General features: G+C 63.4%; 16 protein-coding genes. 2 read left to right on the forward strand and 14 right to left on the reverse strand.

The genetic code is table 11. The annotated features are described in order from the left end of the window. Positions 1 to 32 precede the first annotated feature (32 nt). Entirely contained in the window at positions 33 to 563 is a 531-nt protein-coding gene (gene gloA, locus AC3IR3_RS05495) for a lactoylglutathione lyase (protein WP_489195968.1), read from the forward strand. Positions 564 to 634: 71 nt separating this feature from the next. Beyond that, entirely contained in the window at positions 635 to 1,285 is a 651-nt protein-coding gene (locus AC3IR3_RS05500; protein ID WP_489195969.1) for a rhomboid family intramembrane serine protease, read from the forward strand. Between the two features lie 99 nt (positions 1,286 to 1,384). Here the strand turns inward: AC3IR3_RS05500 and rapA are convergent, their stop codons facing one another. The 14 genes from rapA to AC3IR3_RS05570 all read right to left on the reverse strand — a co-directional run bounded on the left by rapA (position 1,385) and on the right by AC3IR3_RS05570 (position 23,999). Beyond that, positions 1,385 to 4,225 (reverse strand): RNA polymerase-associated protein RapA, encoded by a 2,841-nt coding sequence (gene rapA, locus AC3IR3_RS05505; RefSeq protein WP_489195970.1) that lies wholly within the window; start codon positions 4,223 to 4,225, stop codon positions 1,385 to 1,387. A gap of 71 nt (positions 4,226 to 4,296) precedes the next feature. Next, entirely contained in the window at positions 4,297 to 5,094 is a 798-nt protein-coding gene (locus AC3IR3_RS05510; RefSeq protein ID WP_132147235.1) for an ABC transporter permease, read from the reverse strand. Next, positions 5,091 to 5,690, reverse strand: a complete 600-nt coding sequence (locus AC3IR3_RS05515; RefSeq protein ID WP_489195971.1) for an ABC transporter ATP-binding protein — start codon at positions 5,688 to 5,690, stop codon at positions 5,091 to 5,093. Before AC3IR3_RS05515 ends, AC3IR3_RS05510 begins: the two co-directional genes overlap by 4 nt. 6 nt (positions 5,691 to 5,696) lie before the next feature. Continuing rightward, a complete protein-coding gene (locus AC3IR3_RS05520) occupies positions 5,697 to 7,835 on the reverse strand; it encodes an LTA synthase family protein (RefSeq protein ID WP_489195972.1) in 2,139 nt (712 codons plus the stop codon). Positions 7,836 to 8,667: 832 nt separating this feature from the next. After that, a complete protein-coding gene (locus tag AC3IR3_RS05525; protein ID WP_489195973.1) occupies positions 8,668 to 11,727 on the reverse strand; it encodes an efflux RND transporter permease subunit in 3,060 nt (1,019 codons plus the stop codon). After that, positions 11,724 to 12,776, reverse strand: a complete 1,053-nt coding sequence (locus AC3IR3_RS05530; protein ID WP_489195974.1) for an efflux RND transporter periplasmic adaptor subunit — start codon at positions 12,774 to 12,776, stop codon at positions 11,724 to 11,726. The genes AC3IR3_RS05525 and AC3IR3_RS05530 overlap by 4 nt, the downstream gene beginning before the upstream one ends. After that, on the reverse strand, positions 12,773 to 14,134 hold the full coding sequence (locus AC3IR3_RS05535) for a TolC family protein (RefSeq protein ID WP_489195975.1): 1,362 nt from the start codon (positions 14,132 to 14,134) through the stop codon (positions 12,773 to 12,775). Before AC3IR3_RS05535 ends, AC3IR3_RS05530 begins: the two co-directional genes overlap by 4 nt. Before the next feature lie 310 nt (positions 14,135 to 14,444). Next, positions 14,445 to 15,110 (reverse strand): response regulator, encoded by a 666-nt coding sequence (locus tag AC3IR3_RS05540; RefSeq protein WP_489196889.1) that lies wholly within the window; start codon positions 15,108 to 15,110, stop codon positions 14,445 to 14,447. Between the two features lie 126 nt (positions 15,111 to 15,236). Then, on the reverse strand, positions 15,237 to 15,944 hold the full coding sequence (locus AC3IR3_RS05545; RefSeq protein WP_489195976.1) for a tetratricopeptide repeat protein: 708 nt from the start codon (positions 15,942 to 15,944) through the stop codon (positions 15,237 to 15,239). Continuing rightward, positions 15,944 to 16,630 carry a Fe2+-dependent dioxygenase gene (locus AC3IR3_RS05550; protein WP_489195977.1) on the reverse strand — a complete coding sequence of 229 codons (687 nt, stop codon included), beginning with the start codon at positions 16,628 to 16,630 and terminating at the stop codon, positions 15,944 to 15,946. The genes AC3IR3_RS05545 and AC3IR3_RS05550 overlap by 1 nt, the downstream gene beginning before the upstream one ends. 52 nt (positions 16,631 to 16,682) lie before the next feature. Further along, a complete protein-coding gene (locus AC3IR3_RS05555) occupies positions 16,683 to 18,965 on the reverse strand; it encodes a TonB-dependent receptor (RefSeq protein ID WP_489195978.1) in 2,283 nt (760 codons plus the stop codon). A 280-nt stretch (positions 18,966 to 19,245) separates the two neighbouring features. Then, complete coding sequence (locus AC3IR3_RS05560; RefSeq protein ID WP_489195979.1) at positions 19,246 to 21,384, reverse strand: M13 family metallopeptidase; 2,139 nt, start codon at positions 21,382 to 21,384, stop codon at positions 19,246 to 19,248. Positions 21,385 to 21,584: 200 nt separating this feature from the next. Beyond that, a complete protein-coding gene (locus tag AC3IR3_RS05565) occupies positions 21,585 to 23,351 on the reverse strand; it encodes a M14 family metallopeptidase (RefSeq protein WP_489195980.1) in 1,767 nt (588 codons plus the stop codon). Positions 23,352 to 23,363: 12 nt separating this feature from the next. After that, complete coding sequence (locus tag AC3IR3_RS05570) at positions 23,364 to 23,999, reverse strand: DUF502 domain-containing protein (RefSeq protein WP_132147269.1); 636 nt, start codon at positions 23,997 to 23,999, stop codon at positions 23,364 to 23,366. Positions 24,000 to 24,040: the final 41 nt, after the last annotated feature.

The following is a 24,040-nucleotide window of genomic DNA, read 5'->3' on the forward strand; positions in this document are numbered from 1 at the left end:
TCGTTCCATTGACTCCTTAAGGAACGTTGCCGATGTCGCTCGCCGACCTTACGAAACACCCTGGCGTCACCGCCGAGCCCGAGACCGTGACCCTGGGCTATGTCTTCAATCACACGATGATCCGTGTGAAAGACCTGGCGGTTTCGCTCGACTTCTACACGCGCGTACTCGGCTTCGTGCCGGTTCACCGCCAGGATTTCGCCGAGGCCGCGTTCACCATCGTCTACCTCGTCCTGCGCGCCGATCGCTCGGTCATTCCCGACGACGACACCGAACGCCTGGCCTGGGCGCTGGCCCAGCCGGGCGTGCTGGAACTTACCCACAACCACGGCACCGAGAACGACGCGGACTTCGCGTACCACAACGGCAACAGCGAGCCGCGCGGTTTCGGTCATCTGTGCGTTTCCGTCCCCGACGTAAAAGCCGCCTGCGCACGCTTCGACGCCCTGGGCGTGCCGTTCCAGAAGCGCCTCGAAGACGGGCGCATGAAGCACATCGCATTTATTCGCGATCCGGACGGCTACTGGATCGAAATCCTCCAGCCTGGCCGCATCGACGGCTGATACTCAAGCTGTGTGATGATCCATGGAGCGCATCGCCCGACCGGTGCGCTCCCGACAGTAAAGAGAAGCCCATGCACCAGACGCTCGCACCGGTTACCCGCAATCTCCTGATTGCGAACATTCTGATCTTCGGGCTGCAATTACTGCTAAAAGACGACACCACCGCGGCGCTCACGCGCCTGTTCGCGTTGTGGCCGCTCGGGCCGGACATCGCGTTACGTCTGGACGACGGCTCGGTCGTCTCGGCGGGGTTCCGTCTGTGGCAGGTCGTGACATACGCCTTCATGCATGGCGGCATGGCACACATCGTATTCAACATGTTCGGCCTGTACATGTTCGGCAGCATGGTCGAGCGCGAACTGGGCGCACGCCGTTTCGCGATCTACTACTTCACATGCCTGATTGCCGCCGGTGTGGCGCAGCTGGCAGTGGTCTACTTCTTCGAGCCGGACCGCATGTTTCCGACGGTAGGTGCATCCGGGGCCATCTTCGGTTTGCTCGGCGCCTTCGCGATGCGGTTCCCTCGCGAAAAGCTCATGCTCATTCCGATTCCCATCGGCATTCCCGCGTGGCTGTTCGTGACCGGCTATGGCGTTGCCGAGCTGGCGTTCGGCGTCACTGGGACCATGGCTGGCGTGGCGCACTTCGCGCATCTTGGTGGGTTGCTGGGTGGCATCGTGTTGATGCGTATCTGGCGCGATCAATTGCCGCGTCGTTATTGAGCCAACGCAGGGAAAATCCTGTCCCCTCACCGTCATTCCGGCGTACGTAAGCCGGGGTGACGGGGAGGGATGTGGTGTTGTAAGGCGTTCCCGGCGTGCTTAGCGCAGCGCCAGGAAATCCGGGCTGACGACGAAGCGCACCGCGTCCAGACGCATGCGAGCTTCCGGCAACGCCGCGAGCAGTGCCGTGCGTTCGGCGGCCACGCGGGCGATTTCCGTTTCGGAGATCGACGGATTCACCGCGCGCAGCGCCACCAGACGCGCATATTCCGCATCCAGCTCCTGCTGCGCCCGTTCGATCGCCTCGTACTTCAGTACATCGCCACGTGCGTCAGCCAGATCCGCCGCGCGTTCGAGCATCGGCGGCACCAGCTTGGACAGGAACTTCCGGTAACGGACGACTTCGATATTCCGATCCGGTGCCTTGCGCATCGCAACTTCGCTGGGCACGAAATTCGCGCGCTCGGTAAGGCGGGTATCCACGCAGACAACCAGTGGTGTCGGCGGAATGAAACGCTCCGCATCGAGGCTGCGCTCGGCGACGCATTCGAGTACGAAAACCGCCTGCAACAGCGCCGTACGCACAGGAAGGACATCGTCGACCATGAAGGCCGCGTTGCCCTGTTCGCCAGAAACCAGCAGATCGACGGCGGAATTCACCATCGGATGATCCATGCGCAGCAGCGGCAATTCCTCGCGGGAAAGCGCCGTCTCTCGCGAGAACGTCACAGCGATGGGGCCGTCGCCAAATCCTTGCAGGCCATCGGTGGACAGATATTGCGGATCGAGCAGCACGACATCGCGCGCGAGTTCCTCGGCATGTACGCCGTAGTTCTCGAACAAACGCTGCAGGAACGCATCGCGACCCGGATCGACATCGTCGATGGCGAACGCGCGGCTGAGGTCGTCCGCGTGCGGATCGCGCGTGGCGGCCAGTTCCAGCAGGTGATCGCGACCGGCGTGGATCAGGGCGGAAAGCTCCTCGTGTGCCGCCCGCGTTTCCGCGACCAGCGCGTCGAGCTCCTGATCGCGGTCGTCGTCGCCGCGTGCGTGTTCGTCCGCGAGATTCGAAAGCAGGGGGCCAAAGCGACGAAGCAGTTCGCGACCGTCGGCCGGGCTGTGACGGAACGCGTCCAGACCCTCATCGTACCAGCGCGCGAGCACGTGCTGCGCGCTTTCCTCGACAACGGGAATGTGGATGACGATATCGTGGCGCTGACCGATGCGGTCCAGTCGGCCGATGCGCTGTTCCAGCAGATCGGGATCGAGCGGAATGTCCCACAGCACCAGACGATGCGCGAACTGGAAATTACGGCCTTCCGATCCGATCTCCGAGCACAGCAGAAGTCGGGCGCCATCGGCTTGCGCGAAGAACGCGGCATTGCGATCGCGCTGCACGATGCCAAGACCTTCGTGGAAGCGTGCGACACCGACGCCGCTGCGCGTGCGCAGGGCTTCCTCAATGGCGAGCACCTTGGCCTGCGTGCGGCAGATCAACAGGAACTTGTCGGCTGGATACTTATCGAGCAGGTCGATAAGTGCCTGCAAACGGGGATCGTCGGCGTAATCGGGTTCGACAGGCGCCGGTGGCTGCTGGCAGTCGGCCCGGAATTCGGCGAGCAGGGCATCGCGACGGCCCGGGTCGAGCGTTTCGTGATCGAGCAGGATCAGGTCCGGCAAGCGTCGCGGAAAACCGCCGATGCCGGCACGACGATTGCGGAACATGGCCCGGCCCGTGCCGTGACGGTCGATCAGCGCGGCAAGCAGGTCGCGCGCGATTTTTGCGTCGTCGGCGCGGGCAAGCAGGGCGGTCAGTTCGCGGTCGCCCGCGAAGCGCTTCGTCAGTGCCTGGCGTTGCGCGGCGTCCAGCGTGCCGCCTTCGGTAAGCACATTCGCGACATCGGACAACGTCCCGAATGCATCGGCTTCGGCCAGATACGTGTCCAGATCGCTGTAACGCTGCGGATCGAGCAGACGCAGACGCGCGAAATGACCCGCGCGACCCAGCTGTTCGGGGGTAGCGGTCAGCAGCACGACGCCAGGCGTCGTCGCGGCCAGTTCCTCGACCAGCGTATAGCGCGGACTGGCGCCTTCGGGCGTCCATTCCAGATGGTGCGCCTCATCGACGACCAGGAGATCCCAGCCGGCGTCGACAAGCTGGCGCGCACGCTTGGGCGATTGCTCCAGGAAAGCGAAATCGGCGATGACAAGCTGTTCGTCCTCGAACGGGTTGCGGCCGTCGGACGACTGCTCGATGGCTTCGCAGCGTTCTTCGTCGAAGATCGAGAAACTCAGGTTGAAGCGACGCAGCAGTTCGACGAACCACTGGTAGACCAGTGTTTCGGGTAATAGCAGCAGCACGCGGCCGGCACGCCCGGTGGCGAGCTGGCGGGACAGGATCATGCCAGCTTCGATCGTCTTGCCGAGACCGACCTCGTCCGCCAGCAGCACGCGCGGCGGGCGGCGCGCGGCCGCAATACCCGCGACGCGCAACTGATGCGGAACGAGGCCGATACGCGCGGACTCAAGGCCCCAGGCGGGCGAGCGACGGGCTTCGGCGTGGCGTTGCAGCGCTTCCAGACGCAGGTCGAACCGGTCCGTGGGGTCGGTACGGCCGCCGACAAGGCGATCGTCGGCCTGCGAAACGCTTTGCTCGTCGTCGAGCTGGCCTTCTTCCAGTTCGCGGCCTTCGCCGCGATACACCAGCAGCCCTTCGCGTTCTTCGACCCGCTCGACCAGAAAAGCGATGCCCTTGCCGGCAACGCGCTGGCCGGCGCGGAACTCGGCACGCACCAACGGGGCACTTTCGGTGGCATAGGGGCGAAGGACGCCCGCCTTGGCGAAAAGTACCTGTACACCACGTCCTTCGACGCGCAATACGGTGCCGAGACCGAGTTCGGGTTCGGCAGAGGAGATCCAGCGTTGTCCGGGTTGGAACATCAGGTAGGGAAGTCAGGCAGCAGGGGTCGTGAATTATCCGCCCATGGAAGCGCTATGCCTACCTTTTAGCCTCACTTCGGCCCAGTCAGGCGATCGAGACGAAGCCGTTCGCGCCCATCCGTCAGCAACGACGCCGCGCCATACGCGGTGCCGATGGCCGCAAGACAGCTTCCGCCGGAAAGCAGGAACATCAGCAACACCTGGTACTTCACGGCCTCCACGGGGTCCAGTCCCGCGAGAATCTGTCCCGTCATGATGCCGGGCAAGGTAATGATGCCCGCCGCGATCATCTGGTTGAGTACGGGCACCATGCCGCGCCGGATCGATTGGCGAACGAGCGGGCCGATGGCGACGCGCCACCTTTCCCCAAGCATCAGACGTGCCTCGATGGACGCCTGCGCCCCGGTGACGCCGTCGAGGATGCCGCCGAGGGAAATGCTCCCGGCGTTCAGGACGCTGCCCAGAATGATTCCCACCAGGGGAATCGCGTAATGCGGATCGAACCAGGGTGCAGGCCGGATCGCCGTGACCAGCGCGAAGACGCTCGTGAGTACGGTGGCGCCTGCGACCGTCGGAATGCTGACGAGGAAATTCCCGCCACGCAGCTTCCGCGAAGGCCGCGCCGCGACTTCATAGGCGGCGACGAGGATCATCACGAGCACGATGGCGCCCGTGGCGGCGGGGGAGTCGAGCGCAAAAACATAGCGCAATACATAGCCGACCGCGGTCAGCTGAAGCACCATCCGACCGGCGGAAATAAGCAACTGGCGATGAAGCCCGAGACGCAAGAACACCGATAGCAATATGTCCACGACAACGAGCGAGGCCGCGATGGCAAGATCGAGCGGATGCAGCGAGATCGGATTCATAGCGGCGCGAGCCTCCCCGCTTCCATGCGCAGAACCGTATGGGCGAGCCGCGTCGCCTGGGCGGTATCGTGGGTAACCACGATCGCAACCACACCCGCTTCGAGCCTTTCCCGTACCAGTGCCTCCACCGCCAGCGTCGCTTCCGGATCGAGCGAGCCGGTCGGCTCGTCCAGCAGAAGCACGTCCGGGTCGGCCAGCATGGCGCGGATGAGGCCGAGTCGCTGCCGTTCGCCGGTCGAAAGCTGGAATATCTGCCGCGCGAAGATATCCGCAGGCAAGCGCAACGCATCGGCCAGTTCCGCAGCGCGCGTTCGCAGGTCCGCGTCGAAATGTTCGGCGACCGACTCGCCCCACCAACCCGGCTGCGCGGGAACCAGTCCTACCCGGCGACGCCACGCGGGTGCGGAGATAGCGGCGCGATCGTCGCCCGCTAGCGAAACCGCGCCCTCATTGACATCCAGGTCCGCCACCATCCGAAGAAACAGACTCTTGCCCGAACCGGACGCACCGACGATAGCGGTGCATCGACCGGCCTCGACCCGAAGGTCGAAGGGACCCACAAGGGCATTGCGTAGTCCTTCGATGCTGAGCGTCATGAGGTCCTAGGGTGAGCTGCTGGCAGGGGCAGGCTCGACGGGTTTTGCATCGTCGGGCCTCCAGCGCATATTGCCCGACTCGAACATCGAAGCGGCAACCTGATACGACGCGATCGCTTCTTCGACGGATCGGTCGTTCCGGGCCGTGGCGTCGGCCGTGTCGTTCGATGTCCCGATGGCGTTCTGCGACAGGCGTTTCCCCGGCGACAGGATGGTAAGGCGGCTATCGTGAAGATATCCGAGTTGCTGATACGTGGCGGGGAACGCCCGTTCCTTGTCGGCGGGCACATTCAGAATGTCATAACCGAAGAACCGGCTCCGGTAGCTCATATGGAGCATCCCCAGCAGCGTCGGAGGGATATCGATCTGCGCCATCAGTTTGTCGATGCGCACCGGCTTGACGAGTGCGGGTGCGTAGATAATCAGCGGGATGCGATAGCCGTCGAGCGGGATCGCCGTCTTGCCGGCACTGCTCGCGCAGTGATCGGCCGTGATGACGAACAGCGTATTGGCGAAATACGGTTTGTCCTTTACCCGGTCGATGAAGTCGCCGATGGCCCAGTCGGTATACATCACCGCCGCATCGCGCTTGCCCTGTCCGCCATTCACGCGGCCGGTCGGGAACGTATACGGACGATGGTTCGACGTGGTCATGACGTGCAGGAAAAACGGTTTGCCCTCGGCATAGTTCGCATCCATGCGTCGCATCGTCATCGTGTACAGGTCTTCGTCGGCGATGCCCCAGACGTTCTCCGCATGGATCGTCGCGTCCTTGGGATAGGAGCCGCGATCCACGACGTCGTAGCCGTTATGCGAGAAGAAATAAGACATGTTGTCGAAGTAGCCATAGCCGCCATAGACGAACGCCGAGCGGTATCCGTGTGCGTTGAGCACGCTACCCAGGGAGAAAAGATTTTCGTTGCCCGCCTGGCGAACGATCGAATCGCCCGGTGTCGGTGGCGTGGATAGAGATAATGCTTCGAGTCCCCGGACCGTGCGGGTGCCATTGGCGTATAGCTGGGTAAACAGAGCCGACTGATCGGCAAGCGCATCGAGACGAGGCGTGAGGTTCTGCTGGTTGCCGAAGTGCGCCATATAACTCGCGGAAAGGCTTTCCACGCTGATGAGTACGATATTCAACCGGCGCTCGGGACCCGCGGCGCGGATCTCGCGGGTGAAATCCGTGCCTTCGTTATGAATGAATCGCGCGTCCGGCGTATCGAGCATGCCGCGCACGACGGCCGTCGCACGATCGCGCGGCAGCGTGCGATAGAACGACGCATAGTCGAGTTTGTTGGCACGGAACGCGGCGAAGAATTCGTAGATGCCATTGCCGGCCAGCGCGTTGAGCGCAGGATTCGGAGACCGTTCCTTATCCCCCGACGACACGGCCACGGTGACGAGGCAGGTCAGCGCGAACCAGACGATCGCGACCATCGTGCGTTCGCGTGCGCGGGACTGGTTCTCCGCCGCACCGCGAAAACGATGGAAGACGTACACGACGATGGCGGAGACGACCGCCAGTTCGGCAATCCATCGGCCGATCGGATACGACTCCCGTATGTTTCCGATGACCTCGGTCGTGTAGACCAGATAGTCCACCGCGATGAAGTTGAACCGCGTCTGGAATTCATCCCAGAAAATCAGCTCCGACGTGCTGACGAAGAGCAGCCCGAAGATCGATACCGCGAACAGGGCGAGCAGAAGAATCTGACCGACGCGGGAAGAGAAGGGGATGCCGCCAAGGGGAAGCAGGAGCAGGTAGAAAATCAGCAATGGCCAGATCTGGCCGAAGGATGCGATGAAAGCGATGCGCAGGGCGATGAGTATCGCGACGAAAATGAGCGTAAGGCAGAGTGCGTAGATGCCCCAGCGACGAAGGCCAGGCGAGCCGTCGTTTGTTGGCGTCAGCCACAGGAACAGTACGAGTGGCCACGCGACGTAAATAAACGTGACTGCGTCGTAGAAAAATCCGATGCCGAACGCGAAGAACATGCTCCCCGCATCGTGCGGGATATTCGAGCCGCCTTTCCACAGGAGAAGGCAGCGGGTCGCGAAGGAGATGACCAGGAAGAAGATGGCCGCCGATATGACGGGGCTGAATCGGCGTGCCGCCGGGGCTAGTGAGGACTTGAGGTTTGTCACGGCATCACCCTTGGACGGATTCTTTGGAAGGGTGCTTTGTGTCGCTTAGGGGGGCCTTATGTTCGGATGCGCTTTGCGCCGTGTTTGGCCAGCGGAAGAGCGTTGCAATTCGTGGCGTTGTCGTATGGAACCCGCCGGCCCCCTCGCCGGGCCCACGTCGGGCGGTCGCTGCGCGACGCGGGTGGACTGGCGGGGCTCGGTGAGCGGGCTTCCTGCCCGCGCACCGAGGAAGGGGCGTCCTGCCCCTTCCCCCTGCGGGGCCTTATCCGCCAGTCCACCCTCGCCCTCCTACCGGGCCCGGCGAGGGGACCGGCGGGTTCCACCGAGCGGTGAGGGTGTGAAGAGCAAAGCGAATCGCTGATGGTCCCTCGTGCCATCCTTACCCCTCACCGCCATTCCTGCGCAGGCAGGGACCCAGTGCGGTGCAGTGGGTTATCGCGATAACGTTAGTTCAGCACTTCCCGCACCCCCGAGAATATCGCGCTCAAGCGCGCTCCCAGACAGGACCTGCGTGCGAACCGCCGCCTTTCCCTCACCGTCACCCCGGCGCACGCGCGCCGGGGGCCGCAACGACCACGTAAGGGCAAGCCCGAACGCTGAGGTGTCCGCTTGAAAACGACCATGGCCGTCGCGACAACCGACCGCCTCGCCGCGGGTTCCGGCGTGCGCCGGAACGACGATGAGGGGGACGTGGACGCTTTCGACTTAATCCGAAAATGCGTGCGTACCGATGTACGTCATCGCGACAGCTCCATGCATCGCACTGGCTCCGTGCCTGCGCAGAAAAAAAGACGATGGAGGGAGCTTCCGGTCTCACCACCGCATGATGTCGTTAAGCCTGCGCTGCCTTCCGCGACCGACGATTCGTTATACCGATCACGACCGGCATCACCAGAAGCACCGTCGGATACTGCACCAGCAGACCGGCGACGATCGCGATAGCCAGCGGTTGCTGGATGCCCGAGCCACGACCTATCGCGAGAGCCAATGGCAGCAGGGTCAGGATGGCGGCCAGCGTGGTCATCGTGATCGGACGCAGGCGATCCTGGCTTGCCGCGCGCAATGCCTCGTGTTCCGGCATCGTGCGGCACAAGGAGACGTATTCGGAGATGGAGAAGATCGCCATCTCCGTCCCGATGCCGACGATCATCGTCAGGCCCATCATGGCGGTGATGTTCAGATCGACACCCGAAAGCCACAGGGCGATGAAAACGCCCGTCGCCGAAAAGAGCGATCCGCCGATCGCGATCAGCGACAGACGTACCCGCCCGTAAAGCACCATCAGCAGAATGAACTCCGCCACGAGCGCGGCGGCGAATACTTTGCTCAGGCCCGCGAACGCCACTTGCTGCTGTTGGTACAGCCCGCCCAGTTCGTAGCGGACGCCGGCATCGAGCAAGCCGGGTTTGGCGAGTGCCGCCTGCACCTTCGCCACGGCGGCGCCGATACCGCCGCTGTCGATGCGCGCCGTGACGGCCACCATGGGCTGGAGGTCTTCGCGTGTGATCTGCGGCTGGCCCGCCACGGGCACGACGGTTGCTACGCGGCTCAGAGGAAACAGGTGGCCATCGGGAGCACGTATCGGGAGTTCTTCCAGCTGAGGGACGCGCCATTGCCTTGCGCCGGGCATGGATACGCGCACGCCGACGCTTTTCGTTATCTGCGGCAAGGCGGTTGCGATCACGCCGTTGAGTGCGGCGTCGACAGCCTGACTGACCGCGGCGGCGGTAACGCCTTCCAGTGCGGTCTTTTCCGTATCGATACGCACATCGAGTGCATCGCCGGCCAGACGGACGCCGCTCTTTACCTCGACGACATTGGGTATGGACGATAAAGCCTGCGCGACACGTTCGGCCTGATTGTCCAGAACGGTGGGATCGACACCGTAGAGCTTTACTTCGATCGGCTGGGGCACGGCCGTCAGATCGCCGATGAGATCTTCCATCAATTGTGCGAGTTCGATCTGCACGCCGGGGACATCGCTTTCGATGCGATCGCGCACATCGTTCATGACATCGGCGGTGGGGCGCTTGTGATCCGCCTTGAGCTTCACGAAGAAGTCGCCGTGATAGGACTGGCCGAGATCGCCGCCGAGGCCGGTGCCCAGGCGACGCGAGAACGTGTCTACCTCGGGAGTTTTCCGAAGGATCGATTCGACTTCCGAAATCTGCCGTGCCGATTCCGGAAGCGACGTACCGGGTGCGGTGTAGTAGTCCATCACGAAGCCGCTTTCGTCGACTTCCGGCATGAAACCCGTAGGCACTTTTTGATACGCCAGATAACCCGCGCCGAGCAAAGGCAACATAAACAGAGCGAGGAGGTAGGGCCGTTTCGACAGGCCGTCGTAAAGCCAACCATGGACTTGCTTCAGTCGGCCGCCCTCGCGTTCGCCCGGGTCCTGCCATTGGGTGAAGTCGATGAAGCGCCTTGCCAGCACGGGGACGAGCAGCGCGGTCATCAGCCACGACACGATGAGTGCGCATGCCATGGTGATGGAAAGCGCCTTGGAGAAAGCGCCCGTCACGCCATCGAGAAAACCGAGCGGGACGAACACGATAAGCGTCGCCATGCTGGAGCCCGACAGCGGGGCAAAGAATTCGCGCGCGGCCGGAAAAATGCCGGACGCGCCGACGACCTCGTTGCTACCTTCGCGTGTCGCGCCGGCGCGTCTCGCGATGTGTTCGATCATCACGATGACATCGTCGATCACGAGTCCGACCGCCGCCGCGATACCGCCGAGCGTCATGATGTTGAAACTCATGCCCATCGCGCGGAGCAGGAGGACGGTGATGGCGAGTGTGGCGGGAACGACCACCAGTGCCACCAGCATGACGCGCATGCTGCGCAGGAACAGCCAGAGCACCACGCCGGCCAGCAACAGTCCGATGATGACGGCGTCGCGCACGCTGGCCGCCGATTCGAGGACCAGTTCGCTCTGGTCGTACCAGTTCTTCAGCGTGACGCCCGGCGGCAATGCCAGGCCCGCAAGGCGCTGGCGTACCTGCGCGGCGACATCGACCGCATTGCCGTCCGGCTGCTCGTAGACGTTGAACAGGACCGCGGGTCGTCCGTCTTCGGCGACCTTGACCCATTGCGGCACATAACCGTCGTGCACGCTGGCGATATCGTCGAGCTTCGCCCAGCCGCCGCCGTCGTTCCTGACGATGGTCTTGCGCAGCGTATCGACGCCGTGGAGGGAATGGTCGGTCACGACCAGATAGAGCTTGCTCTTGTCCTGTACGTGTCCTACCGCCTGCAGCGTGTTCGCACCCGATATGGCGGCGACCACGTCGTCGAGCGTCACGCCGTGCGCGGCAAGCCGCCTTGGGTCGACTTCCACCTGGACTTCCGCCGTTTCGCCGCCTTGCACGTCCACGCGTGCCAGTCCGGGTACCGACGCCAGTAACGGCACGACCCGGTACGCGGCAAAGTCCCTGAGTTCCACCGGCGAGAGTCGGTCGGAATGCAGTGCATAGGAGACGATGGGGAAGACCGTCGGATCCATGCGCCGTACGTTATAGGTCGTTCCGGCGGGAAGCGTCGTCAGCGCTCGCGCGATGGCGGAGTCGACCAGAAGCGTCGCGGCAGTCATGTCGCGTCCCCAACCGAAATCGATCGAGACCTGCGACGAGCCGCGCGTGCTTTCGGAGCGAAGGGCGATCACGCCGGGTACGGTCCGGATCGCTTCTTCCACCGGACGCGTAACCAGTAGCGCCGTCTGGTCCGCGGGACGGTCGCCCGCGTCCAGGTCCACCACGATGCGGGGGAAAGATACCTGCGGGAACAGGCCGACCGGCAGGGACGTCGCGCTGAAAAGACCCGCGGTCGCGAGTGCGATCGCGAACAGAACGAGCGTGCGCGCGTGGCGTTCGAAGAAGGACGGGCTATTCATCGGGCCGCCGGGGCGTTACCGGAACGAACCTGCATGTCGTTTTCCAGCTGCGCCGCACCGACCGTGACGACCGGTCGATCCGGCTGGACCGGACCCGATACGGCCGTCATATCGTCGTGCTCGCCCAGCACCGCGACGGGCACGCTCACCGCCTTGCCTTTGTCGGTCTGGAAAATATGCGCATCGGCTCCCTCGCCAATGACTGCCTCACGCGGCAGCAACCAGCCGTGCCACACCCCGACCGTGATGGCCGCGCGATACGTCATGCCGGCGACGGGCTGCCCTTCCGGCACGATTTCCGCTGCGGCCTGATGCGTTTTCGGGTCGAGCGACGAGGCAACGCGACGCACCGCCCCCGACACGTCTTTCCCGTCGTCCAGTGGCGACATCCTGACCGCGTTTCCCGCCTTCACCCGATTCATGGCATTCGCTTCGATGCCCGCGATGACGCTGAGACGATCGCTTCGACCCAGCGATACGAGTGCCGCACCCGGCTGCACGGTATCGCCCGCCGTCGCGCCGAAAGCCGTCACCACGCCATCGAAAGGCGCAACGATGTTTATCGTTCCATCCGGCGCCGAGGCAGACGGCAGTGCGTCCAGTGCGGAACGCGCGTCGTCGGCGGCCTTGACGGCTTGCGCGAGCTGATCCTTCGTTGCCAACTGCTGCGCGAACAACTGAGCCGTATGCTGGTGCTGCGCGTTCGCGACGTCGAGCGCGGTTCGCGCCTGCCGCAACGTCGCCATCGCTGGCGCGGCGAGGGTGAAGACAAGCAGACGCTGTCCCCGTTTGACCGCCTGACCGGGTATGGCATCGATACGGGTAAGCGAGCCCTGTGCCTGCACGTTCAGGGTAATGACGGCGTCCGCCGCGGCCGTCGCGATGCCATACGCGGTGACGACATCGGGCAAATCGCCTTGTACCGCTGGCTTAACCTGCACGAGTGCACTTGGCTCCGCCGTGGCGCCGGAGTCGGCGTTACCGGCGCTGCATGCGCCAAGGGCGCCGACGGCTACGCAGCATGCCGCTGACTTGAGAAACGCATTCATGGTTGGGTTACATCCCGTGGCAAGGTCGCCGGCATGCCGGTACCGATCAGGGTGTCGAGCGCAACGCGCTGTTCGAGCATCGCCTGTTCGAGCGTAATGACAGCGGTGCGACGCGCGAGCGAAGCCACCGCAAGGTCTACATAAGCACGCATATCCATAAGCCCTGCGTCGAAAGCCTGTCTGGCGCGTTCGTCCGTCCGCTCCGCCTCGGGCAACGCGGCGACACCTGCGGCGAGCTGACCGGAAAAGGTCTGTTGCGCATCGAGCAGCGCATCGACCTCGTCGGTGGATGTCGCCAGTCTGGCGGTGTACTCGTCGTGCAACTGCTGGCGCGTTGCCGACTCGACCGCGATGACATGCTGGTTGCGATCGAATACAGGCAGATCGAATGTCACCGTCGGCCCGCCGTTGCGCACGCGGCTATTGTCCTGCGAAGCGCTGTAACCGATGGACAGCACGGGGAACTGCGCGAGGACGGCTGCGCGCAGCGTCGCTTCCTGCGCGGTATATCCCAGTCTGAGCGCCACGAGATCCGGACGTCGCTGCGCGAGGGTCGACAGGTCGGCGCGTACCTTGCCGGCATCCAGTGTAGTCATGGAGGGAAGGGGCGCGAGCGGAAGGACAGTTTTCGAACTGATGCCGAGCAAGGTATTCAGATCGCGTCTTTGTGCCTTCAGCTTGCGATCGAGTTCGTCGTGCGCCACGCGCGCATCCGCCGCCGCGGCCAGTGCGGGTGTCGCGGTAGCGAGTTCCGCGTTTCCATCGGCAACGGCCTGGCGTACGCGCGCACCGCGTGTATCGAGGAGTGCGAGCGTGGTGGTCTGCACATCGAGAAGCCGTTCGCCTTCGACGATGTCGACGACCAGCAGTCGCGCTTTCGCGACCGTCTGCCATTCCTGCCAGAGGAGACTGGCGTCGACCTTCGCGGCGTTCGCTCGGGCGGCTTCCCGACGCGGCGCCAATGTAATGAGCGATTTGATGTCCTGGCTGATTCCCGCCGTCCATGCCGTCGAGTCGCCGACGCCGGAGAGGAGATAACCGATACCCGCATTGACGGACGGATTGGGTAGCAAGCCGTCCTGAAGCATCTGCGCCTGGGCGATGCCGCGTTGCGAGCGTGCGGAGACAAGCTCGGGGCTATTCAGCAGAACGAGGCGTTCCACGTCCGCGATCGTAAGAGGTTCGGACGTTTGCGCCGCGCCGTGCAGTGCGGCCGGATCGGACGGCAGCGTCGCGGTGGACGGCAGCGGCAGGGGCTTGTACGTGGCACAGCCGCCCAGGCTCGCGATACACGCGGCAAACGTCAGGGAAAGTCTGCAAGCATGTATGTGACGGTTCGGAGACACAGGAGGCGCCACGCGCCCCTCCTTGCAGTGGCGGAGGTTACCGACCTTAATGGCGTTTGCTTAGGACTCTCTTTGGATCGATGCGGATTTGGCAGTGCTGTTTAACCGGCTTCGCTGGAAATGTCGGCTTCCTCGCTGCGCGACCCCGGCGGCCGGGCTGGGCTTCGTGAGCAGGCGTCCTGCCCCTTCCCCCGGCGGGGCCTTGCCCGCCCGATCACCCTCGTCCTCCCGCTGGCCGCGGCGTGGGTGGTGGGGTCCTTCCGGTCGATGAAGAAAGTTTCATTGAGAGCGACACTACGCAGGTGTCGCGCAATAAGCGTGCTTATCGTGGATCGCGGGGAACCATGTAGCCGAATCCGCGCACGGTCTGGATCGCTTCATGGCTGAGCTTTCGCCTTAGCGCGTGCACGAGGACTTCGAGCGCATTGGGACTGAGCGTGTTGTCGATGCCGTAGAGCGACCGTTCCAGCGTTTCCCTGCGGACGATCCTGCCGGTCCGTTCCATCAGAATCTGGAGCAGCGAAAATTCGCGGCGCGTCAGTTCCACACGTTCTTGACGATAGCTGACCTCGAACGTACTCAGATTGAGTTCGAGCGCGCCCGCTTCCAGGCAATTGTCGGCAAGGCCGTGCGCGCGGCGGGTGAGCGAACGTATTCTTGCCGCCAGCTCGTCCAGATGAAACGGCTTGACGAGATAGTCGTCCGCACCGGCATCGAGACCGCGAATGCGTGCCTCGACGGACTCCCGTGCGGTCATGACAATGATGGGCGTCGTGACGCGGAGTCGACGTGCTTCGATCAGGACATCGAGGCCGTCTTTTCCGGGCAGCCCAAAGTCAAGCAATACCAGATCGGCGGTTTCGCCCTTCAGGGCTTCGAGGCCCTCGGGTCCGGTACGCAGCCAGGTGACCGCGTACGAAAGCTGCTCGAGGGCACGTTTTATCGCCGCACCCAGCTGAGCATCGTCTTCGATGACGATGATATGCACGGTCAGCTCCTCGACCTCTTTGCCCACGTCGCACCATGGAAGGTTAGCCACTGCGTGGCATCGTTCGGGCAACGCCAATACGCGCACGTTGCGCAAGTATTGTTCGGTACGAGGCTTAGGGGCGCCTTAAGGACGAGGGCGGGTCAGAAGCGATCGCAGCCGGGGATACGGGGACCGGGCCAGCGCATCGGCGAGTGCGTCCAGGAAATAGGACGGCGCTTTGGGAATCGCGCTACGCAGGAAGGTTTCCGCTTCGTCGACGCGGCCTTGCGTGGCAAGCACCGAAGCCCAGCTGCATTCGCCGCGATAGTCGCCCGCTTCGGCGGAGCATCGGTAGAGCGCCATGGCCTTGTCGGGATCGCGCGGCGTTTCCCAGCCATTTTCGTAGTACTGGGCGAGGAAGTTCATAGCCCGCGCATGGCCCATATCCACGGCACGGCTGAACCACACGAACGCCGCGGCGCGGTCCTGTGCCATGCCGCGGCCGTTCGCCAGCAGGTGCGCGTAGTTGTAAACGGCCCAGTCCAGGCCGGTGTCGGCGGCGCGTCGGAACCAGACCGCCGCCAGATCGTAGTCGACCGCGTTACCCCAGCCGTTCTCGTAACAGCGACCGAGCATGTTCATCGCCATCGGCGAGTGCCGATGGGCGGCCTGCTGAAACCAGTACAGCGCCTCGGTGGGCGCTTTTTCGCAGCCATTGCCGTCGAGATACATCTGGCCAGCGATGGTCTGTGCCGCAGCGTCGCCGGTGCGTGCCAGTTCCGCGACGTAGGCGAAAGCGGCTTCCGGCGATTCGTCGAAGCGACTGGCCAGTTCGGATGGATCGAAGGGCATCAGGTCTCGGCCCATTGTCGCAAAAGGTTGTGATACACGCCGGTCAGCTGAAGCAGGGCGGATGCATCGGCGCCCGATGCCGTAAGGGACTGGATCGACACGTCGAGATCGAACAGCAGGCGTCGATGGCCGTCGTCGCGCACCAGGCTCTGTATCCAGAAGAACGAGGCTACGCGCTCTCCACGCGTGACAGGCAGAACCTTGTGCAGGCTGCTTCCGGGATAAAGCACCAGATGACCGGCTGGCAGCTTTACCGAATGCGTGCCGAAAGTGTCTTCGATGACGAGTTCGCCACCGTCGTAAGTATCCGGATCGGCGAGGAACAACGTGGCCGAAAGATCCGTGCGCACGGCCCCCGGCGGGGATATCCGGCGATCGTAGCGAACGGCGTTGTCCACGTGGAAGCCGAACGACTGGCCGCCATCGTAACGATTGAACAGGGGAGGGTAGATGCGTTTCGGCAATGCCGCCGCGAAGAACGTCGTATTGGCCGAAAGTGTCTGGAGTAGCGCGTCGCCGAGTTCGATGGCGAGCGGATCGTTCTCGGGAAGCTGGGCATTGTTCTTGGCCGTGGCGGACCGATAGCCCGCCGTGATGCGGCCATCCGCCCAGTTCGCTTCGGAAAGTCGCCGGCGTACCGTCGCGACTTCGGCTGCGGTCAGGACTTCGGGAATGTGCAGAAGCATGCGAACTGGCCTGTAAGTACCTCCCCGCGAGCGCGGGGAGGTACGTTGTGCATCAGAACTTGAAGTTGGCGCTGAGGATGCCAACCCGACCCGGTGCTACGTTCGCGTAGTGCGCGGCGTAGGCCTTGTCGAAATAGTACTTGTTCGTGAGGTTCTGTACGTTCAGCTGCAGCGTTACGTTGCGATTGACGACGTACGATGCCATCAGGTCGAAACGCGTATAGCCGGGAACCCATTTGGTGTTCGCGGTGTTGCCGTAGACCTTGTCCATGGCATACGCGCCGCCGCCGACGGTGAGCCGCGGGGTGATGGCGTAGCTGGTCCACAGCGTGAAGCTGTTCTTGGGCGTATTCGGGAACTGGTTGCCTTTGCTGGCGATATCGGCCGGCGCCGGCTGGACCAGCTTGCTGTTGAGGTAGGTGTAGCCGGCGAAGACATTCCACTGTTCGGTGATATTGCCGCTTGCACCGATTTCGATACCGTCGACGCGCTGCTTGCCCGCGTTGATCTGCGTGCTGCCGCGGCCGCCGGTGGCGACGCGCGCATTCGTCTTTTCGGTGCGGAAGATCGCACCGGTCAGCGACACGCGCTGCTCGAGAACGTCCCACTTCGTACCGACTTCGAGGTTGCGGCTGCTTTCCGGCTTCAACGCGCTGTTCGTGACGGCGATGCCATCGGCACCGTCACCGGCATCCACGCCGGGCGGATTCGACGACGTGCCGTACGACGCGTAGATGCTGCCGTTGGCGGCGGGCTTGAATACGACGCCAGCCTGGTAGTTCCAGAAGTTCGAATCGTTCCTGGCGACCGTGGTGACGTTCGTCGTGGTGGTCAGCGCGGTCGACTTCGTTTCGAAGCTGTCGAAACGCGTGCCGAGATTCAGCGACCACATGTCGTTGAGTTCCATCGTGTCGAACGCCCACGCGGAGCGCGTATTCGTTGTGATGCGCGCGGGGTTTTGTCCGCCGACGATCGCACCGGTCCACGGATCGTGCGGATTGGGATTGACGACGGGGGCGCACCAGTAGTTCGAAGGTGCGCCGATACCGTATTTGCTGGTGCAGGCGCCGTTGACGATCGAGCCGCTGTTGTGGGTGTCGGCGGCGTTCTTTGCCGGATCGACCAGGTAGCTGGTGCGGTTGGTCTTCTCGTTGCTGATTTCCACGCCTACCGCGAGCGTGTGCTTGACCGAACCGGTTTCGAACGTACCCGTGAGGTCCGTCTGGTTCGTCACGTTGGTCGTGTCGCTGATGCGGTTGTTGTTACGGCGCCAGATACCGCCGTTGACCAGGAAGTTGCCCTGGCTGTCGTCGGGCTGTGTCCAGATGTAGTCGTTCGTGGAGCGGGCATACACCGTGGTATTGCGCAGTTGCCAACCATCGCCGAAGTCGTGTTTGACCAGGATCTGGCCGATATCGTTTTTCTGTTTCTGGAAATCGCGATCGAGCAAGCCGTAGTACGTACCGCGCGGCACGTGGATCGGGCTGCCGCTGCGGTTGGGCGCGTTGTTCGGGTTGTTGTACGGAATGCCGCTGTCCGGCGTGTCGTCGGACTGCAGGTGGTAATAGCTCAGCGTGACGCTGGTATCGGCGTGCAGGCCGAAGGTGATCGAGGGGGCGATGCCCCAGCGGCTCTGGTCCGGACCGTTACGTCCCGGGACATCCGCGTCGTGGGCCATGACGTTCAGGCGGAAGGCGGAGTCCGAACCGATCAGCTGGTTCCAGTCGGCGGTGCCGCGTTTGTAGCTGTCCGTACCCAGGCCGACCGTGCCGCTGACGAAGTTTTCGGCCTTCGGCGCTTTCGACACCAGATTGATGCTGCCACCCACGGAGCCACGACCCGTATAGGCGGAGCTGGGGCCCTTGATGACTTCGACCTGCTCGATGTCGAAGATTTCGCGCTGCTGCGAGCCGGAGCTGCGCACGCCGTCGACGAAGATCGAGCTTTCGGAATCGAAGCCGCGAATGATCGGGCGGTCGCCGTTCGGATTGCCGCCTTCGCCTGCGCCAAAGGTGATGCCTGGAACGGTGCGCAGCACATCCTGGAGCGACATCGATGCGCTCTGCTGGATGATTTCCTGCGGAATGACGGTGACCGAGCGGGGGGTATCCAGCAGCGGAGCGGTGAACTTCGGCGAGCTCGAATTGACGACGGTGGACTGGACCTTGACGCTTTCCAGCGTTTCCGCGCTCTTGGCATCTTTGTCGCCCTTCGGCGGCGGTGTCGCGACATCGGCGGCATGCGCGGCGGATGTCGCGAGGACGAGGCCGAGAGCGCTGGCGACGAGGCGCCGGGGGGAGGTCGCCGTCGACGTGACGAACGCGTTGGAAGACATCGGGCTTTCCTTGTGTATTTACGAATAGGTTTTTCAGGCCGCGCGGAACCGTCCCGGTGGGTGGCCGGGGGCGGGTATTGCGCTGGTGTTCCCTGGTGCCACGGCAGGGCCGGGCATAACGGTAAAGTTACAGTAAGTGAGAATGATTCGCAATCTGTTACGAAAAGAAGAGGGCCGTGCAATGGATTCGGAGCCGACCTGTAGGTGGGTGGATGGCGGGCCCCAAAAAAAACGCCACGCTTTCGCGTGGCGTTTCTTCATTCCTGTTACGGGAAAGGTATTACCAGATCTTTACCTGCTTCTCGCCGGCACGGACCATGTTGGCGCCGGGCTTGCACTGGAACGCCGTGGCGAACGATTCCATGTTCGACGGAGCGCCGATGGCGCGCAGCGAGGCCGGTGCGTGCGGGTCGGTGTTGAGGTACAGCATCGCCTGCTTTTCGCGAACGCTGCCGCGCCACACGCGAGCCCAGTTCAGGAAGAAGCGCTGGTCCTGCGTGTAACCGTCGATCTTTGCCTGCGCTTCGGTCGGGTTCTTCTTCAGCGCTTCCTGCAGGGCGTCGTAAGCGACGTTCAGGCCGCCCAGATCGGCGATGTTCTCACCCAGGGTGAGCTTGCCGTTGACGTGCAGGTCCGGCTTATCCTTGATCGGCGCGTATTCGTTGAACTGGTTGACGAGGCGCGCGGTGCGCTCCTCGAACTTCTTGGCATCGTCCTTGGTCCACCAGTCCTTGTTATTGCCTTCGCCGTCGAACTTGCTGCCTTCGTCGTCGAAGCCGTGGCTGGCTTCGTGACCGATGACGGCACCGATGCCGCCGTAGTTGATGGCGTCGTCGCCATTGGCATCGAAGAACGGCGGCTGCAGGATGGCGGCCGGGAAGTTGATCGTGTTGTCGGTCGGGTTGTAGTACGCGTTGACCGTCTGCGGCGTCATGCCCCAGTCGAGGCGATCGGTCGGCTTGCCGATCTTGGCGATGTCGTAGTGATAGTTGAACTTCGACGCTGCCTGGACGTTGGCGTAGTAGTTGTCACCCTTCACGTCGAGGCCGGACCAGTCGCGCCACTTGTCGGGATAGCCGATCTTGGGCAGGAAGGTGTTCCACTTGGCGACGGCCTTTTCCTTCGTCTCGGGGCTCATCCAGTCGAGGTTTTCAATGCGTGCCTTGAGGGCATTGCGCACGTTGTCGACCAGTTCGTTCGCACGCTGCTTGGCTTCCGGCTTGAAGACCTTGGCCACGTAGAGCTGGCCGAGCGCTTCGCCCATGCTGCCGTTGACCGAGCCGAGCACGCGCTTCCAGCGCGGCTTCTGCTGCGGCTGACCGGCGAGGGTCTTGCCATAGAAGTCGAACTTGTTGTCCTGGAAGGTCTTGGACAGGTACGGCGACGAGCTGTCGATCGCGTGGAAGCGCAGGTAGGCCTGCCACTGCGAAACCGGCGTGGAGGCCAGCATCTTGTCGACCTGCGCGAAGAACTTCGGCTGCGAGAGCGAGAAGCCCTTGTCGACCGTGACGCCCTGGGTTTCGAAGAATTTTTCCCACTTGAAGTGCGGCATGACCTTGTCGGCCTGGGCCACGGTCACGAAGTGGTACTGGTTTTCCGGCGTACGCAGCTCGACCGGTGCGAGCGATGCCGCGGCCAGCGTCGTTTCGAATTTCATGACGTCGTCGGCCTGCTTCTTCGCATCGGCTTCGGGCACGCCGCCGAGGGTCAGGGTCTTGGCGACGTATTCGACGTAGGACTTACGGATTTCCGCGTTCTTCGGGTCCGTGTAGTAATCCTTGGTCGGGAGGCCGAGGCCGTCCTGCTGCGCGTAGCCGATCTGGATCTTCGCGTTCTGGTAGTCCGCACCGGAGCTGAAGCTGAAGACATAGCCATTGCCGTCGGCGAAACTCGAGTCAAGGAAATCGACGACGTCGGCGCTGGTCTTGAGCGCGGCGATCTTGTCGAGTTCGGGCTTCAGCGGCGTAGCGCCGGCGGTTTCGATAGCGGCCTCGTCCATGCCCGAGCGATACAGCAGGCCGATCTTCTGTTCGATCGTGCCGGCCTTGGCGCTGTCGGCACCCTTGTTCATCTCGTCGACGATGTCGTGCTGGGTGTTGAGGCTGTTTTCGGCCAGCTTGTCGAAGGCGCCCCAGCGGGTGCGATCTTCGGGAATCGGGTTGGCGGCCACCCACTTGGCGTTGACGAAGCCGTTGAAGTCGCCGCAGGCGTCGACGTTGGTGTCGATGTCGGCAACATCGAACGAGGGCGCCTTGGCGGCAGCGGCCGTCGTCGAGGCCGGAGCCGGAGCGGTAGCGCTCGGGGCGGGCTGGTTGCCGCCCGGGACGGCGGTGTCCGCGTCGTTATGCTTGCTGCAAGCGCTGGCGGTGAGCGCAAGGCCGACCGCAAACGCGAGCGGCTTCAGAAACTGCTTGGTCATGGATGTCCCTCTGTTGGTGGCATCGCCCGTGGGCGAGATCGGTAACTTCCCGAGGATAACGTGTGTTGGCGCCGTGGAGGGATGGGGGTGACGAAAGTCATGGGTGGGGGCGGGGCCAACGTTGCGCCGCTCCATCCTCCTCACCGCCGCCCCTGCGCAGGAGCCACGGATAGCAGGTGGCGGTCGGCATGCCTGGTCGTTTAGCGCAGATCTTTCAGCGCCCCGACTGCCACCTTCAACACCGGATACGCCCCAACCCCCTGCGCCGAATACCACGGCGACCGCTGGAAGAAGAACATCAACCGTGCCGAAGCGCTTGCGGCGAACGCGGGATCGTTCTTCACGCGTTCGTCGAACTCGCGCCGCAAGCCCGGGTCCTTCGCCAGCATGTCGCGCGCGAGTGCTTCCACCACACGCGGTTCGCCATATTCCTTCGGCTCGAACACCGCGTTGAAATAGCCCCAGCGCAGCAGCGAATCGGGTGCCTGCGGTTCGAGCAGATTGATCGCGACGTTGGCCGCGCGCTGGTCCATCGGCACGACGACGCTGCCGACGGGAACGGTCACGGTGTCATGAACCTCGCGCTGCTTGACGTCGCGCAACATCAGATGCCGCTCGAACGGCTTCGATGCCCACAGGGGGTCGTCCAGCTGATAACGCGTGACCTCGATCTTCGTCGGTGCGGTCGTGCGGGTATAGCGGACGCCATGCGCATCCAGGCGTTCGATGGCGTCGGTCCACTGCGCGGGAATGACGTAGGCCCCCGGCACGTTCACCGACTGATCCGGCGCCAGCGCATTCCAGTTCTGGATCGGATAGTCCTTCCGGACTTTCGGGTCGTAGCGAACCCAGGTGTCGCCGGAGATATCGCTGTGTTCCTGCGTGAAAGCCACGCCCTTGAGTACGAAAGGCGTGGATTCGGGCGACGCTTTATACGTCACGGGCAATCGGGTCTGCTTCACGATCCAGGCATCGGCGCCGCGCGACGCATCGAGCAGGGCGGCCGGTTGCGAGCTGACATAGTCGAGGACGGTTCGCACCACGTCGTACGTGGCGCGAACGCGCACGTCGTACGGCTTAAGCATATGAGTCTCGATCAGCAGGCCCGCGCGGTTCTGTATGGCCGCATAGCCGGTCGAGAAGCGGGGCCCCGAGCCGAAATTCTGGATGCCTTTCGTCATGTCGCGGCCATCCTTGAATTCGAGGTATATCGCGGCGAGGTGTCCGAGCTTTTCGTAGTGCGGCATGACGTAACCGTCATACGCGGCTTTCTGCCATGCCGCGATCGATGGCGGCAGCTTGTGCGCGTCTTCCGCGTACCAGGTGAGGTCGTACTGGTAGTCGGCGCCGTCGGTGGTGTGGATATCGACGAGCAGGTCGGGCGTCCACGTGTTCCACAGCTTCAGCCACGCGCGCATTTCGGGGGCATCGGCTTTGACGTAGTCGCGATTGAGGTTGAGGTATTGCGACTGTCCGCGGAAGCCCATGCTCTCGGGGCCGTTCTGGTTGATGCGATGGTAGGGGCTGCTGTTCTCGTGGCCATCGACGCTGAAAACGGGAATGAACACCAGCACCGCGTGATCGAGCAGGTGCGGCAGCTTGCCCGTGACCGCGTAGTCGCGAAGCAGCATCAATCCCGCGTCCTTGCCTTCGATCTCGCCGGGATGGATGCCAGCTTGCAGAAGTACGACCGGTTTCCCGGCGGAGCGAGCACGGTCCGGGGTCAGGTCGCCATTCTCGCCGGCGACCACGATCATCATCGGCCGTCCCTCCGGCGTCGTGCCGAACTGTTCGAGACGAAGACGATCCGGCGCCGCTTGCACCAGGCGCCGCAGATAGGCGAGCGTTTCGTCATAACTGGGCGTCGTGCGGAACGCGGACGCTTCGGCGGGCGTGGTCCAGCTGTCCTTTGCATCGAGAGTCATCGAAGTCACCGCAAGCAGGGAGAAAAGGAAGAGACGGCGCATGGGTCGATCCGGTCAGTGGGCGATGCGTGAAGCGGGCAGGGTATCCGGGGCGACGGCACCGCCGGAAATGATGAAAGCCATGGCCTGGTCCATCGTCCAGTCCGTCGGCGTGAGCTCGTCCAGCGGAACGATTTCGAGATAGCCACCCGTGGGGTTCGGTGTGGTCGGAATAAATACGGCGGCCATTTCCCGCCCCGTCCCGTCCTCGAGCATGGTCCGGGTGACGAATCCGACCACCTTCATGCCGGCGCGCGGGAATTCGACCAGCACAACACGCTGCACGCCCGACGGCTTGTTCTGCAGCACGGCCATCAGTTTCTTGGTGCCGCCGTAAATCGTCTGCACCAGCGGGATACGCGCCAGTACGGCGTCGAATCCGGACAGTAGCCGCGCGCCGAGTACGCGGTGGGCCAGGAAGCCGACGAAATAGAGCACGCCCAGGGTCAGGGCCAGCGCAAGGATAAAGACCAGCCACGAGGGGCTGCGCTCGGCGGTGGGGCCCGCTGTTTGCAGGAACAGACCGACCAGCGGCGCACCGATTCCGGCCAGCAGGCTGAGGACGAAACTGAAGACCAGCCAGGTCACCCATAGCGGGAGCACCGTCAGCAGGCCGGTGAAGAGATAACGTTTGATGCGCAGCGAGGCCATGATGCCGTCCGGGGAGGGAGCCGGGGACCATTGTAGGGAAC

This window comes from Luteibacter sp. GL_149, assembly GCF_057834065.1.

Excerpts from the sequence above, each read along its gene's own strand:
- gloA (WP_489195968.1), top strand. The coding sequence starts at position 33 with ATGTCGCTCGCCGACCTTACGAAACACCCTGGCGTCACCGCCGAGCCC.
- AC3IR3_RS05500 (WP_489195969.1), top strand. The coding sequence starts at position 635 with ATGCACCAGACGCTCGCACCGGTTACCCGCAATCTCCTGATTGCGAAC.
- rapA (WP_489195970.1), bottom strand. The coding sequence starts at position 4,225 with ATGTTCCAACCCGGACAACGCTGGATCTCCTCTGCCGAACCCGAACTC.
- AC3IR3_RS05510 (WP_132147235.1), bottom strand. The coding sequence starts at position 5,094 with ATGAATCCGATCTCGCTGCATCCGCTCGATCTTGCCATCGCGGCCTCG.
- AC3IR3_RS05515 (WP_489195971.1), bottom strand. The coding sequence starts at position 5,690 with ATGACGCTCAGCATCGAAGGACTACGCAATGCCCTTGTGGGTCCCTTC.
- AC3IR3_RS05525 (WP_489195973.1), bottom strand. The coding sequence starts at position 11,727 with ATGAATAGCCCGTCCTTCTTCGAACGCCACGCGCGCACGCTCGTTCTG.
- AC3IR3_RS05530 (WP_489195974.1), bottom strand. The coding sequence starts at position 12,776 with ATGAATGCGTTTCTCAAGTCAGCGGCATGCTGCGTAGCCGTCGGCGCC.
- AC3IR3_RS05545 (WP_489195976.1), bottom strand. The coding sequence starts at position 15,944 with ATGCCCTTCGATCCATCCGAACTGGCCAGTCGCTTCGACGAATCGCCG.
- AC3IR3_RS05550 (WP_489195977.1), bottom strand. The coding sequence starts at position 16,630 with ATGCTTCTGCACATTCCCGAAGTCCTGACCGCAGCCGAAGTCGCGACG.
- AC3IR3_RS05555 (WP_489195978.1), bottom strand. The coding sequence starts at position 18,965 with ATGTCTTCCAACGCGTTCGTCACGTCGACGGCGACCTCCCCCCGGCGC.
- AC3IR3_RS05560 (WP_489195979.1), bottom strand. The coding sequence starts at position 21,384 with ATGACCAAGCAGTTTCTGAAGCCGCTCGCGTTTGCGGTCGGCCTTGCG.
- AC3IR3_RS05565 (WP_489195980.1), bottom strand. The coding sequence starts at position 23,351 with ATGCGCCGTCTCTTCCTTTTCTCCCTGCTTGCGGTGACTTCGATGACT.
- AC3IR3_RS05570 (WP_132147269.1), bottom strand. The coding sequence starts at position 23,999 with ATGGCCTCGCTGCGCATCAAACGTTATCTCTTCACCGGCCTGCTGACG.